Genomic DNA, 14,659 nt, shown 5'->3' on the forward strand with positions numbered 1-14,659 from the left:
ACGTTGCCGAATACCTTTTAATCCTCGGTAGCTCAATGGTAGAGCACGCGGCTGTTAACCGTGTGGTTGTAGGTTCGAGTCCTACCCGGGGAGCCATAAGCATCGACCTTTGCGGTCGGTGCTTTTTTTATTGTGCTTCTCGAAGCCTTTGTACCCGGTAGAGCAGGATGCAACTTCGGGATGGGGTAATAATAAGTATGGTGAAGGGAAAGTATTGCTTATTCAACTACCACGTAGGGACAGGAGGTGAAAGATGTGAAGAAGCTGACGGGAGTGTTGTGGGCACTGATGATAGTATCAATAGTAGCTACCGCACTGATTTACTCCCGATTGCCGGAGGAAGTTCCCCTCCATTGGAATTGGGAGGGTGAGGTGGATCGGGTTGGCGCAAAAAGCAATGTGTGGATGACTGCTTTTCTGCCCGTCGCCATCTACTTGTTGATGCTGGTAGTCCCAAGGATTGATCCCCGCCGAGAGGCCTATCAAAAGCATCGAAGGGCTTACAAGGTTGTGATGGCGGCCACAGTCCTCTTCTTAATTGGGCTGCACTGGTTGACGATAGCTGTGGCCAGTGGGTTGCCGGTAGATGTGTCGACTATAGTTCGGATCGCCGTTGGTCTGTTGCTGATCATCATAGGATGGTATATGCCCCAAGTGCAGCACAACTATATGTTCGGAATCCGAACACCATGGACCTTGGCCAGTTCCACTGTCTGGGAAAAGACCCATAAACATGGGGGATATGCCTTTGTGGTAGCTGGGGTGATCTTTGCCGTTACCGCCCTGATTCCCAGTAAAATCGGAGCTATAATTTCCTTCGGCGTCCTAATGCTGGTGACCATCGGTATTATGGTCTATTCCTATCTTCTCTATCGTCAGGAACAGAATCGGTAGGTGCCAGGACTAAGAAAGGCATATCCTTGGCAGGCTACAAACATCAGCATCGGGTGGGTTATACCGATGCTCTTTTTACGATTAAACCAGGAAGTAGCAGAAGCGCAGACAAGAATTGAGGAAATTCCTTAGCGGTGCTAGTAGGTGATGGAGTGAGGCGGTTGGGTATCAATAGGCGGATGATCCTAGCGGTGTTCTTGGTTTGTATGGTAGTGGGAGTTGGACTGGGAGCCTGGGATGCCATCAAGAGATCGGGCTCAGGCGGCTTAGTAACTCCTTTTCCTCCCGATATGGCAGGTCCGGTGCAGGAGCTAATGGCGGAAATGACTGTTGAGGAAAAGGTTGGTCAGCTAATGGCCATCGGGATCGGTGGTCGGGAATTTGATGAAGCCACCCGCCGTATTCTCTCCCAGATCCGTCCCGGCGGAATAACCTTATTCTCACGGAACATATCCGATTCCCAACAGGTGACGGACCTAATTCAGCAATTGCAGAGGGAGTCTGACATTCCCCTATTCATCTCTGTGGACCAAGAGGGTGGCAGGGTTTCGAGGCTGCAGTTCGATGGAGTAGTCATGCCCAGCCAGATGGCAGTGGGCGCCACTCGCTCCCCGGAGCTTTCCTATGAGGTGGGCGGTGCCGTGGGCGCACATCTGCGCAGCCTGGGGATCAATATGAACTTTGCGCCGGTAATGGATGTTAACAACAACCCTCGAAATCCTGTAATTGGAGATCGCTCCTACGGCGATACTCCTAGCTTAGTTGCTGAGTTGGGAACCCAGTACATAAGGGGATTGCAGTCTGCCGATGTGTTGGCAGTGGCGAAGCACTTTCCCGGTCATGGCGACACCACCGTTGATTCCCATATAGGGTTACCTAGTGTTCCCTTTGACCGAGAACGACTGGATACCGTCGAACTGGTGCCCTTCAAAGCCGCTGCGGAAACCGATATTGGGGGGATCATGTCGGCCCATATCGTCTTTTCTGCCCTGGATTCCAGCCGTGTCCCGGCAACGGTCTCTCGGCCCATCCTTACGGGAATCCTGCGAGAGGAATGGGGATACGATGGTTTGATTGTCACCGACGATCTGGAAATGAAGGCAGTGTCGGAGCGATATGGGGCCATGGCTGGGGTGAAAGCAGTTGAGGCTGGCGCCGATCTGATCCTGGTCTGTCACACTCCTAGCTTCCAGACCCAGGTGTATGAACAACTCCTGGCTGCTGTTAGGGAAGGGCGCATTAGTCAGACGCGACTGAACCAGTCAGTGGAAAGGATCCTTCGGGCGAAGGAACGGGTGGGATTGTTGGCAGAGTCTGGATTTAGCCCAGGGAATGAAGCCCAACAGAAACGTACCTGGCACCAGGTGCAGGCAGTGGCCCAGAAGGTGGCCGATCATAGTGTAACGGTGGCCAAGGATGAGGCAGGCTTGATCCCCTTGCAGAGGGGACAGAGGGTTTTAGTTATTTCCCCTCGGCGCAACCCGCCCTTTGATCCCAGCCAGTTGGGCAGTAGACTGAGACAGTACAGCCAACAGCTGGGAACCCAAATGACTATTACCCCCCAAGTAATCGATGAGACGGTGGCGATTAGTACTCTGTTGGGACAGGCTAAGGCTTGCGATGTCGTGGTTCTAGTCACCGACAATGCCATTGGCTCAAGGTACCAGACCCAGCTTTACCAGAGCCTTCGGGATGCCGGTGTACCCTTGATCCTGGTGGCAACGGGAGCGCCCTATGATGGTAATTACCTCTGGGGATTGAAGACCTTTATTGCGATGTACACTCCGACGGCGGAGGCTGTGGATGCCACCGCCAGGATCTTGTTGGGGGAGGCTCCTGCAAGGGGGAAGCTGCCGGTTTCCCTAGAATTTCCGTGATCTAGAAGGCAAAAGCGGCGATTTGCACCAGGCAGATCGCCGCTTTAGTTATTGGCTGCTATAGATTATGGAGTGATACTTCGATACAGCTCCAAGGATTTACGCAGGTACTCGGCGGCTGTCTCATCCTGGCCCAAGGCGGTGTAGGTGTCCGCCAGTTCCGAGTACAATTCTGCTTGCAATTGCTTTGAAGTCTGAGTTGAGTTCTCATCGCCTTCTAGCCCCTGCAGCACTGTTAGGCTGTCGGCGGTCTTGCCAGCTAGTCTTAGGTATTTACCCACCCGGACTCCAGCCTGGAGGGTTTGCTCGGGACCTTGGGCAAATTCTCGGGCCGTTTCCATCAGCTCTAAGGCCTCGGTGAAGTTCCTGTGATTGGCCGCGATTTCCGCCAGGAGCAAATGTCCCAGATAGGTTTCTTGGGGATACACCCAAAACTGGAGGGTATTCAAGGCATCCCGCAGTTGGCTCTCCATTCCCTCCACCGCTCCTAGGCGAATGCTGATATCCACCGAGAGAATTTGACACCTAGCTTCTTCCTGCTGATTGTCGATACCTTGATAAAAGGCTGCTGCCTTCGACAGAAAGCTCAGGGCTCGGTCCAAATCCCCTTCATCCCGATATAATAGGCCTATCTCCGTTACGACCTGTCCATATCTGACAAAGGTCTTGTACTGCAGACAGGTCTCCCAGGCCCTTTGCAGGCTTTCTAGGGCCTTGGCTGGTTCCTGTCTTTGGCGGTGAATTAGTCCCAAATGGAGCTGGGCAAAGACGCTCCAAAAGCCAGTATCGCCCTCTGTAGGCTCCAGCATGTCATTGGCCTTACTTAAGAGCTCTATAGCCTTGTCTAAGTGGCCTTGGGTATAATAGAGGAGCCCCGCTTCAATTCCTGCCTTCGCGGCGCTGTGGCGATCACAGACTGAAGCAAAGCCATCCATTGCTCGCAGATATTGGTCCAATGCCAGCTGGTAATTCTCCATCGCCGCCGCGGTACGAGCGATATAGGTGAGGATTCGACACCGCAGGTGGGTGGATTCAGTAGCGACTAGTTCCAGCGCTTCCTGGTAATATTGGTGCGCGTCCTGCGGCAGTTTGTTTTCCTCAAGTTTTTGGGCTAAGGTAATGAGATGGAAAACCTTTTCTGGAATTTGCGGAGTGGTAGTTGGTGTTGGGTCTTCGAGAAAATAACTAACGGGCTTTCCCAGTCGTTCTGCCATGATTTGCAGGCTCTTGAGAGAAGGTTTGGCGCTGTCCTTTTCAATCTGACTGATGAAACTTTTGGTAAAGTGCGGTTCAGCCAACTGCTGTTGCGTTAGTCCCTTGGCCTTGCGTAAAGCCCTTATTTTCTGTCCCAGTGTCTGTCGGGCCGACATAGCGTGTTCCCCCTTAATGGACAGCTATCGTTATATTTCACATTACCACATGGTGGGAAAGTGGTCAATTTGCAATGGATTGTTTTCCCTTCCATGTTAAGGTAAGATTAATTGGAATTAGCATACCGTTGACTTTTCTGGTAAAAAATTCAGTTGGAAGATGTGAGCTAGATGACTAGAGAGCTAAAACCAGATCAAAGCCAAGCACCCCTCTATGATGGGATTGTTGCCTATGCCAATTCCGCTGTCATCCCCTTCCATACCCCGGGACATAAATTGGGAAGGGGTCGGCAGATGCCCAACCTAATTCAGGCCCTGGGTACCAAAGCCTTGGCCATGGATGCCTCCGATGAGGTGGAGGCGATTGGGGTCGACCATGAGGTGAATGCTTTGCGGGCTGAGGCGGAGCAGTTGCTGGCAAAGGCCTATGGTGCTTCCCGAAGCTTTTTCCTCGTCAACGGGACCAGTCAAGGGATCCAGGCGGCCTTCTTAGCCCTGGGATCTGTCGGTGGGGCGGAGAAGTCCTTCCGAAAGGGTCATCGGGTATTGGTGCCTCGTAACAGTCATGTCAGTGTGTATCAAGGGCTGCTGTTGTCGGGATTAGAGCCGGAGTTCATCCCCTTTCGCTATGATGCTCAGTGGGGAATCACCTTGCCGCCGACCCCGGAGACAATTACCCAACGGTTGCAGGAAGGTGGCTCCTATCAAGGGGTTCTGGTCACCAGACCGGACTATGTTGGGCTGTGTCTGGATTTGGAACCTGTGGTGTCAGAGGCTCATCAGAGGAGAGTGCCGGTAATTGTCGACGAAGCCCATGGCCCCCATATGGCCTTTAGCTCGCTTTTACCGTCCCAAAGCCTTGATTTGGGAGCAGACCTTGTGGTTCAAAGTCCCCATAAGTTGGGCGGAGCCCTGACCGGCGGCTCCTACCTGCATGTTCGAGGGGGATATATTTGCCCCCAAAGGGTGGCCGATGCCCTGGCATTGATCACCAGTACCAGTCCCTCTCATCTACTCCTGGCTTCCTTGGATGAAGCTCGGAGGCAGTTGGCTACCACTGGCTCTCAGTGGCTCAAGGAGACGATAGAGTTGGCGGAATATGCCCGCCAGGCCATCAATCAGACGGGGGACTTGCGGTGTATGGATAGCCACCAGGCTCGCGCCTTGGCCGTGGACTATGACCCGACGAAGTTGTTGGTGGATGTCTCTGCTTTAGGTCTAAGCGGCAGCAGAGCCGAGGAAATACTGCGCCGGGAATTTGGGATCCAGGTGGAGATGGCTACCACCAATTGCATCCTGGCGCTAATCACCATTGGCGATACCCCAGAGACCGTTAACCAGCTGATCACTGCGCTTGGAAAGTTAAGGGGCTACAGGGCTCTCGGAGAGGAGGGCTCCCAAAGGCTCCAGGAGCAGACTCTGCAAAGTTGGCCCCAGCCCCAAGCCAGTGAGCTGTCGGCCCAGGGGGCATACTGGTCTGACAAGGAGCCGGTGGAGTACATCGCCAGTGTAGGTCGGATCGCCGCGGAGTGGGTGATTCCCTACCCTCCAGGGATTCCATTGTTGGCTCCAGGGGAACTGATTACCGTCGAGATTGTCGATTATCTCCAGGAGCTTCAGGCCTGTGGGGTGAGCATTAGGGGCCTATCGGGTCCTGACGGCAATTTGCTTCCAGTGGTTGTCTAGGGTACCATGGGTTGAGAAAGAAGCTTTTGGGGAAAATAATACCAAGTATTTCAGGAAAGGGCCACTATAGGGGGTGGATGTCGTTGCCGGAAAGGGAAGGACAAAGGGAACAAAATCTTGCGGAAACAAGGTCCTCACAGCAGCAGTGGACGACCACCGACAATTTAGTCGAGATGTTTGACGTTCTACCCCGAGAGATTAGGGAAAGACTGCAGGAGCTTCCCCGTCGGGAAGAGCTGGTAGAAATAATCTTGGATCTAGGGCGCAAACCGGAGGCCCGTTGGGCCGATAGCTGGGAGTACTTATCGGATACCGAGGTGACCAAAGCCGATTTGGAATACGTCCTGCAGCATATCGGTGAATTTGGCTCCGATAACCGGGCCGGAATTGAGCGCACCTTGCATAGAATATCATGCATTCGTAATCGTCAAAATGAAGTGGTGGGACTGACCTGCCGCATTGGCCGGGCAGTCTACGGTACCATCGATATCCTCCGGGATGTGATTGAAACGGGAAAGAGTGTTCTGTTGCTGGGGCGGCCCGGTGTGGGCAAGACCACGATGCTGCGAGAGGTGGCTCGGGTCTTGGCGGGAGAGTTTCAGCGCCGGGTAGTGGTGGTGGATACTTCCAATGAAATTGCCGGTGACGGTGATGTACCCCATCCTGCCATCGGCCGGGCCCGGCGGATGCAAGTGCCCTACGGCAAGGAACAGGCCAGTGTGATGATCGAGGCGGTGGAAAATCATATGCCGGAAGTGATCGTCATCGATGAAATCGGCACGGAATCGGAAGCTCAGGCCGCCAGAACTATAGCGGAGCGAGGCGTACAACTGATTGCCACAGCCCACGGCAACACCCTGGCCAACCTGGTGATGAACCCCACCTTAAGCGACTTGGTCGGGGGAATCCAAGCGGTGACTCTCGGTGATGAAGAGGCACGAAAACGGGGCTCGCAGAAAACGGTGTTGGAACGCAAAGCCCCTCCTACCTTTGACGCTGTGGTGGAGATTCAGGATAAGGATACTCTGGCCATCCATCCCGACGTGGCCTTTACCGTCGATATGTGGTTGCGGGGAGTTATGCCAGAACCAGAGGTGAGACAGCGGACCGCTGACGGGGAGTACGTGGTGGTACAAGGGGCCCACGAGGTTCCGGTCCTGTCCGATGGTGACGACGACACCAACGGTATTCTTGAACCAAGGGCCAGTAGGCACCAAGATTATGTCGTGGATGATCCCGTTGGTGGGCATCTGGTTGACACCATAGATTTGGGATGCGATGGTCCCAAAGTTAGGATCTTTCCCTATGCCGTGAGTCGAAACCACTTGCGGAGGGCCTTACAGGGTCTGGAAGACAAAATCCAAATAGTTAATACCCTAGATGAGGCAGACCTGGCTTTGACTGTTAAAGGACAATACCGAAAGATGCCGAAGAAGTTAAAAGAAATGCACAACCATGGCTTGCCCGTGGAAGTAATTCGCAGTAACACCTTTGCGCAAGTTCAGGAGTTTGTGCGTCGATTGCTTCATGACAGAGGCTCTTCCGCGGAAACGGAAGCCCTGGTGGAAGCCGAAAGAGCGGTGCATCTGGTTCAGCTGAAAAATGAACCCTTGGTGTTAAGACCGCAAAATGCATATATCCGTCGGTTACAACACCAGCTAATCGAAAGGGCTCAGTTGGCCTCCACCAGCGTGGGTGAGGAGCCCCATCGAAGTGTGAAGGTACTACCCACTTCCATTGCAGATTGGTAGTCGTAGTTGCGAGAGTAGGAAGGATTGGACGACGTTGTTTATTACCTTTGAAGGACTCGATGGTACCGGTAAGACGACCCATGGTCAGCTGTTGGTTGGGTGGCTAAATTCTCTGGGAAAGACTGCCCTATATACTCGGGAGCCGGGGGGGACCAAACTGGGGGTCAGCCTGAGGCGAATTCTGTTAGACAGTCAGGAGTATCAAGTGGTGCCGGCAGCCGAGGTGCTGTTGATGGCAGCGGATCGGGCGCAACATGTCCAAGAGGTCATCGCTCCGGCACTAGCCCAAGGACAGATCGTGGTCTGTGATCGGTACGTGGATTCCAGCCTTGCCTACCAGGGTTTTGGCCTGGGCTATCCGCTGGAGTCTGTGCAAAGGGTTAACGTTATTGCCACCGAGGGGTTGGTACCGGACATAACCTTTTGGCTCGATGCGACCACAGAGGAACTTACCGGTCGCTTGCAGAGAAGGGAGTCAGGAGCCGACAAGATTGAAGACCGAGGCCGAGGATTTCACGAGCGGGTACGAGCAGGATACCATCACTTGATCGCCCAAGAGCCAGAGAGATTTTGTGTGGTCAATGTTGGTAAGAGAAAAGTCAGCGACGTCCAAGAGGAAATTCGAGCAGTTGTCAAAGAACGCCTCGGTTTGAAGTTAGAATAAAGTGTCTGCACCTTTTACACCGGTCATCGTCGAGGTTTCCGAGTGTAAGATTCTAAAAGGGAGGGTGCCAAGGTGAAGCTAATTGTAGCGGTGGTTCAGGATCAAGATGTTAATCGGTTGGTGGAAGAATTGTTGGAAGCGGGTTTCGCGTCCACAAAACTGGCCAGTACAGGAGGATTTCTCAAGGAAGGTAACACAACTCTATTGATTGGTGTGGAAGAGGACCAGTTAGATCAAGTCATGGATATCATTCGCCAGACTTGCAAGGCTCGAAAACAACTGATTACCCCATTAGCTGCAGTAGGACGTTCCATTAGCGCCTTCATTCCTCGCCCTGTGGAAGTAACCGTTGGTGGAGCTACGATCTTTATTCTCGACGTAGACCAGTTTGAAAAGATCTAGCCGGAAGCTAAATCAAAATGAGGCGATGAGCGGTAGATGAAAGTAGGCAAAAGTGCAAGGCAAGCTACGGAGAGGGGAAAGGGGCGAAGTACACGCCCAGCAGGCCGAATGGTCCAAGGGAGAGGGGTCTTTTTTGCCACCCTGGAGGCCGTTGAGGAAAAAAGGGTGGAAGAGGCATTATCCGTAGCTTTGGACGAGGTAGACAAGGCAGCGCAACACTTTGTTAAGTCGCCTACCTTCGCCAATCTGCGGCGATACCGCACCCTAGTTCAGCAGTTTATTGGCACCGCGGTTAAGGTGAGTTATCGTGTCCAGCGGCAGTCTACCTTTGACCCTTACGGCAATAGGAGAGTGTATAGGATCGTCCAGATTGTCAATCAGCAATTGGATGAAATGACGCAGATGGTTTTGCAGCGTCATGCGCCGATTCTTGAATTAGTAAGAAGGCTTGATGAAATCAGAGGCCTCTTGTGTGACATATATCAGTAGATGAGATTTCTGGGCGGGACCCCTATGGTCTCGCCTTGCTAATCTCCGGAGACAAATTTTGGGGTGAATGTGCCATGGGGTTAAATAGTATTGTCGGACAAAGCCACGTGGTGACTTCGCTGCAGCGCAGCCTGCGCCGAGGTCGCGTTGTGCATGGCTATCTCTTTGTCGGCGCCGATGGTTTAGGCAAAAGGACCACTGCAGAAGCCTTAGCCATGGCCCTGTTTTGTCCCATTCAGCCCATGGCGGGTTGTGGCAAGTGCCCCACTTGTCTTAAAGTGCGGGAGGACAAACATCCCGATTGGCATCGGCTTCGGGCTGCGGGCACGCAAATTGGCATCGATGAAATCAGACAGCTAAGACAGGCCCTGAGTTTGGAGCCCTACGAGGCCGACTACAAGGTTGCCCTGATCGAAGAGGCAGAGAGGATGACGGTCGCGGCAGCTAACTCCATCCTCAAATTCCTGGAAGAGCCCATTGGAGAGGCGATAATCATCTTAACGGTGAACAATATGGCCCAGGTGTTGCCGACCATTGTTTCCCGATGTCAAGTTCACCGCTTTAGCCCCGTTCCAGGACCAGAACTGGCGCAGGCTCTGATTGACCGGGGAATTCCGGAAACAGAAGCTTGGAAGCGGGCTTTTCGGGCACGGGGCATCACCGGTTACGCTCTAACGGAGGCCTCAGACGAAGCCGATTGGGACTTAGCCAAATGTGGGGCCCTCTGTGACCAGCTAATCAATACCGGTGCCGACTGGCTCTTTAAGCAGACCAATGACTGGGGCTATGATGCCCTTGAGGCCGAGAGGTTAGTAACTGGATTACAGGAGTGGTTTCGACTTATTCTAATCTACAAGGCCACCGGTGAACTGGAAATCTCTCAACCAGAGGTAGCAGAGCAGTTGGAAAGACAGGCAAATAGGTTTACACTAAAGGAGATAGCAGCAATTCAAGAACAACTGGCGACGGCACGACATGCGCTGTCCCTTCATGTTAATACTCGATTGACAATCGATGCCCTATTGGTACAGATTCATTTCCTCGCGACGGTTCGGTGATGAAAAGCCGATGTCGATAAAGGAGTTTTTTATAAATGGTTAAGGTGGTAGGGGTACGCTTTAAGAAGGCCCGAAAGATATATTATTTCGATCCCAATGGTTTGGATCTCGATATAGATACCGACGTGATTGTTGAGACTTCTCGGGGTTTGGAGTATGGTCTGGTGGTGGTTCCCCCTAAGGAAGTACAGGAGGATGAAGTGGTTCAGCCCTTGAAGCCCATCATTCGACTGGCTACCCCCAAGGATCGGGAAGTGGTAGAAAACAACATTAAACGGCAAGAGGAAGCCTTTGCCATCGGTCTTGAGAAGATTGCTAAACACGGCTTACCGATGAAACTAGTGGATGTGGAGTACACCTTTGATAACAGCAAGCTGATCTTCTACTTCACCGCCGATGGGAGAGTGGATTTTCGAGAACTCGTTAAGGATTTAGCGGGAGTTTTTCGGATGCGCATCGAACTGAGGCAGATTGGAGTCAGAGATGAGGCCCGGATGCTCGGTGGACTCGGCCCCTGTGGACGAGAGATGTGCTGCGCGTCCTTCTTGGGGGAATTTGCTCCGGTGTCTATCAAAATGGCCAAGGAACAAAATCTCTCCCTTAATCCCACCAAAATATCCGGGATTTGTGGTCGATTGATGTGCTGCCTCCGCTATGAAACGGAGGCTTACAAGGCGGCCAGGGAGGAACTTCCCTGTGTCGGGGACTGTGTCTGCACCGGGACGGGTCACGGCACAGTGGTTGAGGTGAACCCTGTCAAGGAATCGGTCATTGTCGATGTTCCCGATTCCGGCTTGATTGAGGTCAAGGCGGAGGAGATTGCTGAGTCCTGTGATGAACTGGAGGCCATTACCCCTGAGGAGGCTCAAGAACAGGCACCGGAGCAAGGGCAAGAGCAAGCTGAGGAGACAACTCAAGCGGAAGGTCAAAGTGAATCCCAGACTGAAACCAAGGCCGAAAAGAACAGCAAACCCAGGCGTCCCCGTCGTCCCCGGCGGCGTCGGGTGAAAAGGAACAAACAGGGTCAAAAAAGGCAAAATCGGGATCCAAAGACTACCCAGTAATCGGGGCTAATTCCCCGAGCATGGCAAGGAGCATGTCAGCCCCAGGGTCCATTCCCTGGGCTCCCAAGAGAAGAATTAGGTCCTTAGCTTGAGCCAGCTGTAACGCTTCCTTCAGGGCAGCATCTAACCTATCGTGGACCGATATGGGGCAGGAGAGTGTCTGCAATGCGGCAACGAAGGCCCTTTGTTCTGGCTCTGTAACTCGATCTTTGGCGGCAACCACTTCACTGCTGGCGGTGACGATCACCCTTCGCACATTGGGCCAGGAGTTGATAGCGTCAGCCAGTGCCCTTCCATTTTCCCAGTTTACCTGCTCCCCCCGGCTTCCCCGAACTGCTACCACCAGGGTGATCCCCGGGTATCGGGGGGGAGCAATGGTGGACAAAGCCGCGGCGATACTCCCGGGATTGTGGGCGTAGTCGTCGATGACGGTAATCTCGGAGCGGCACACGGGATGGAGTCTTCGGGGCACACCGGGAAAGGTGTTCAGCCCCTGTTGAACTGTTGCCGGATCAACGCCTAGGGTGAAGGCTACGGCAGCGGCAGCCAGTGCGTTGGAAATGTTATGCCTTCCCGGCAGCGGGAGGTGGCACTCCAATCTTAACAACTGGGCTTCATTGGGCAGTACCAGCTGGAACCGGGAGCTATCATCAAAATCCCTGATCTCCAGGGCCTGAACCTGGGGGGAGCCGGTTAATCCATACTCGACGATCTGGGCCTTGGTTTGGCGGCGAATCTGCTCAGATAAGGGTTCATCCCCATTGAGCACGGCAGTCGCCGCAGCTGGTAAGGAGGCAAAGAACCGGAATTTGGTTTGTACGTAGGCCTCCTGACTTTTGTGTAAATCCAGGTGATCCGTCGAGATGTTGGTGAGCACTGCCAGGTCAAATTCAACCCCTGCAATGCGTTCCAGTTCAATTCCATGACTGGAGACTTCCATCACCACGTGGGTACAGCCCTCGTTGACCATCTGGCTGAGCAATTGCTGCAGCTTCAGGGCATCGGGAGTGGTCACCTGTGAGGGTTCTCGGTGCTCTCCGATTTTAGTTTCCGGCGCTCCAATCAGCCCCGCGGGGATTCCAGCTTGACAGAGGATATGGTGAATCAAACTGGTGGCTGTGGTCTTGCCGTTGGTTCCCGTTACGCCAATGACCTTCAGCCTACGGCTGGGAAAGTCAAGAATGGCAGAGGCTAACAAGCCCAGGGCTCGGCGGGTATTTTTCACCAGGATCACTGGAACGGAAGGCAGCGGTGAGACCATGCGTTCCACCACTACCGCCCGGCATCCCTTGCTCACCGCGGAGGCCAGGTAATCGTGTCCATCGACTTTGAATCCGGTGATGGCTACAAACAGTGCCCCGGTCTGACCCTCTCGGGAATCGGCAGTAATTCTCTCAATCTCGATCTCTTCGAAGGCGCTGGTTTCAAGGCCCTGGGCTTGAATTTGCAGAATTTCTCCCTGAATCTCAGCTAGCAATTGGGCTAGTGGCATCATGATGGCGTCCCTCCCACTGTCAGCAGTTTAACCGATGTCTGACAGGTTTATCCAGCTATCTCACCGGTGGCAATGGCCGGCACTTTGTGTTAGCCTGCGTCGTTGCTGTACCAGTTATTACTTGGGGAACTGGGCTGGGGTACTGACATCGGGATTGTGGACAAGATACAGGATAGGGACAGCAAGTGGGTGGATTGAAGGGAAGGTAGGCGAACCTGTGGGTGTAGTTAATCCCGGTCACCTTTATGTGGTGGCTACTCCGATTGGAAATTTGCTGGACATTACTTTGAGGGCATTGGAAGTGTTGCGGCAGGTGGACTTAATCGCCGCGGAAGATACCCGCCGGGCTCGGGGACTTTTGACACACTACGAGATCAGTACCCCCTTGGTGAGTTATCATGAACATAACGAAGTAGAGCGCACGGAACAATTGCTGGCGAAACTGGAGCAGGGAGTTAGTATCGCCTTGATTTCCGATGCCGGCACGCCGCTGGTGTCGGATCCCGGGTATACCTTGATTTCCGCCGCCACCGATCGGGGGCTGACGGTGGTGCCAATTCCCGGCCCCTGCGCCGCGATCACGGCCTTGATGGCTGCGGGACTGCCGTCGGATCAGTTCGTTTTCTATGGGTTCATCCCCCGCAAGGCCTCCCAACGCCGGCAGTTGTGGACAGAGCTCTTGACCGAGACAAGGACGGCAATCTTTTATGAATCACCCAATCGGCTGATGTCTAGTCTGAGGGAAATGGCCACCCACTTTCCCAGCCGCCGGGCAGCGGTGGCAAGGGAACTGACTAAGGTGCATGAGGAGTTTGTCTCCGGCACCGTGGAGTCCATTGCCGAGGAACTAGGGCAGAGGGAGAGAATCAGAGGCGAGATTGTGCTGGTGTTGGCCGGTGCCAATCGGGATACTGCTAGGGACCATGGGGTGTATAACGATGCCGAGATTAAACAGATGGTTGCCGATCTGATGGCAATGGGAAGTACCAAGAAGCAGGCGGTGAAAGAGGTTGCGGCCATGGTTCAGCGGCGCCGACAAGAGGTTTATGCCTTAGCCGTTGACCTAGTAGTAACAAAGCCAGAGGACTAGTGTGTACAGCGGAACAGAAGCAAGACTTGGGAGGGAGTAGAATGCGGTTAAGGATCGTAGGGTGTCATTCTCCCTTTGCCCTTGCCGGGCAGGTGACACCGGGTTATTTGGTGGAGAGTGATGGGACAAGGATCTTGCTGGATTGCGGTTTCGGTGTTGTATCTGGGCTATCAAAATACATAGCTGTGGAGTCTTTAACGTCCGTTGTTATCTCACATTTGCATCCGGACCACAGTGCCGACCTGATTCCCCTAGGTTTTGCCTTGATGGTGGCTAAGTCGGAAGGGAAACTAGAGCCACCGATGAAGGTTTTCGTCCCCCAGGGCGGCAGCGAGATATTTCACAGTGTGCTGCAGGTACAGGGGAATCTGGCCCGGGAAGTTCTCAGTGGAATGGAACTGATTGAGTATCAAGGGGAAACCATCGAAGTGGATAACCTCACCCTGCAGCTAGCTCCCACAGGGCATAGGATGAACTGTCATTGTGTTCGGATCTCCACTGGGACGAAGAGTTTGGGATACACCGCCGATACCGCGTACCAGGAGGAGCTGGCGTCGATTTTTGCCGGAGTTGATCTGCTCTTGGCGGAAGCTGGAGCAGTCAGTGAAGAGCAAGCCAAAGCTGCCAGCCACATGCTGCCCGAAGAGGCCGGAAAACTAGGGGAAGAGACGAAGGCTGGCAAGCTGGTGTTGACTCATTTCCTGCCGGGAACGGACACCGAGGATGTTGCCAAGCGGGCCAGAACCACCTATTCGGGAGAATTGATCATAGCCGAAGAAGGGCTGCTTGTTGAGGTGTAGCGGCGGCCAGATCCTTCTG

The 14,659-nt window shown here is 53.6% G+C and carries 13 protein-coding genes and 1 tRNA gene; 12 read left to right on the forward strand and 2 right to left on the reverse strand.

Going from position 1 to position 14,659, the window contains the following annotated elements:
- Positions 1-21: 21 nt before the first annotated feature.
- From GX030_00530 to nagZ, 3 genes are all read left to right on the forward strand, one after another.
- A tRNA-Asn gene (locus tag GX030_00530) sits at positions 22-96 on the forward strand.
- A gap of 159 nt (positions 97-255) precedes the next feature.
- Positions 256-894, forward strand: coding sequence for a DUF1648 domain-containing protein (locus GX030_00535; GenBank protein NLV90870.1), 639 nt, complete (start codon positions 256-258; stop codon positions 892-894).
- Positions 895-1,055: 161 nt separating this feature from the next.
- On the forward strand, positions 1,056-2,771 hold the full coding sequence (gene nagZ, locus GX030_00540) for a beta-N-acetylhexosaminidase (GenBank protein NLV90871.1): 1,716 nt from the start codon (positions 1,056-1,058) through the stop codon (positions 2,769-2,771).
- Between the two features lie 65 nt (positions 2,772-2,836).
- Here nagZ and GX030_00545 read toward each other — a convergent pair whose 3' ends face one another.
- Positions 2,837-4,141: a helix-turn-helix domain-containing protein gene (locus GX030_00545; protein ID NLV90872.1), complete on the reverse strand. Its 1,305-nt coding sequence runs from the start codon at positions 4,139-4,141 to the stop codon at positions 2,837-2,839.
- 171 nt (positions 4,142-4,312) lie between these two features.
- Between GX030_00545 and GX030_00550 the strand changes: the two genes are divergently transcribed.
- The 7 genes from GX030_00550 to GX030_00580 all read left to right on the forward strand — a co-directional run bounded on the left by GX030_00550 (position 4,313) and on the right by GX030_00580 (position 11,255).
- Entirely contained in the window at positions 4,313-5,827 is a 1,515-nt protein-coding gene (locus tag GX030_00550; protein ID NLV90873.1) for an aminotransferase class I/II-fold pyridoxal phosphate-dependent enzyme, read from the forward strand.
- Positions 5,828-5,904: 77 nt separating this feature from the next.
- Positions 5,905-7,578 carry an AAA family ATPase gene (locus GX030_00555; protein NLV90874.1) on the forward strand — a complete coding sequence of 558 codons (1,674 nt, stop codon included), beginning with the start codon at positions 5,905-5,907 and terminating at the stop codon, positions 7,576-7,578.
- Positions 7,579-7,612: 34 nt separating this feature from the next.
- Positions 7,613-8,242, forward strand: a complete 630-nt coding sequence (tmk, locus tag GX030_00560; GenBank protein ID NLV90875.1) for a dTMP kinase — start codon at positions 7,613-7,615, stop codon at positions 8,240-8,242.
- Positions 8,243-8,314: 72 nt separating this feature from the next.
- Positions 8,315-8,644: a hypothetical protein gene (locus tag GX030_00565; protein NLV90876.1), complete on the forward strand. Its 330-nt coding sequence runs from the start codon at positions 8,315-8,317 to the stop codon at positions 8,642-8,644.
- A 108-nt stretch (positions 8,645-8,752) separates the two neighbouring features.
- Positions 8,753-9,133: a YaaR family protein gene (locus tag GX030_00570; GenBank protein NLV90877.1), complete on the forward strand. Its 381-nt coding sequence runs from the start codon at positions 8,753-8,755 to the stop codon at positions 9,131-9,133.
- A gap of 74 nt (positions 9,134-9,207) precedes the next feature.
- Complete coding sequence (gene holB, locus GX030_00575; GenBank protein NLV90878.1) at positions 9,208-10,191, forward strand: DNA polymerase III subunit delta'; 984 nt, start codon at positions 9,208-9,210, stop codon at positions 10,189-10,191.
- A 35-nt stretch (positions 10,192-10,226) separates the two neighbouring features.
- The gene (locus GX030_00580; GenBank protein NLV90879.1) at positions 10,227-11,255 is read left to right on the forward strand and encodes a stage 0 sporulation family protein; all 1,029 of its coding nucleotides are present in this window, start codon (positions 10,227-10,229) and stop codon (positions 11,253-11,255) included.
- Here GX030_00580 and GX030_00585 read toward each other — a convergent pair.
- On the reverse strand, positions 11,245-12,750 hold the full coding sequence (locus GX030_00585) for a UDP-N-acetylmuramoyl-L-alanyl-D-glutamate--2,6-diaminopimelate ligase (protein ID NLV90880.1): 1,506 nt from the start codon (positions 12,748-12,750) through the stop codon (positions 11,245-11,247). The two genes, GX030_00580 and GX030_00585, sit on opposite strands and share 11 nt — an antisense overlap.
- A gap of 34 nt (positions 12,751-12,784) precedes the next feature.
- Here GX030_00585 and rsmI point away from each other — a divergent pair, with 34 nt between their 5' ends.
- Both rsmI and GX030_00595 read left to right on the forward strand, forming a co-directional pair.
- Positions 12,785-13,840 (forward strand): 16S rRNA (cytidine(1402)-2'-O)-methyltransferase, encoded by a 1,056-nt coding sequence (rsmI, locus tag GX030_00590; GenBank protein NLV90881.1) that lies wholly within the window; start codon positions 12,785-12,787, stop codon positions 13,838-13,840.
- Between the two features lie 41 nt (positions 13,841-13,881).
- A complete protein-coding gene (locus GX030_00595) occupies positions 13,882-14,640 on the forward strand; it encodes an MBL fold metallo-hydrolase (protein NLV90882.1) in 759 nt (252 codons plus the stop codon).
- The last annotated feature ends 19 nt before the right edge of the window (positions 14,641-14,659 follow it).

Source organism: Bacillota bacterium, from assembly GCA_012727955.1.
Classification (GTDB): domain Bacteria; phylum Bacillota; class Limnochordia; order DTU087; family JAAYGB01; genus JAAYGB01.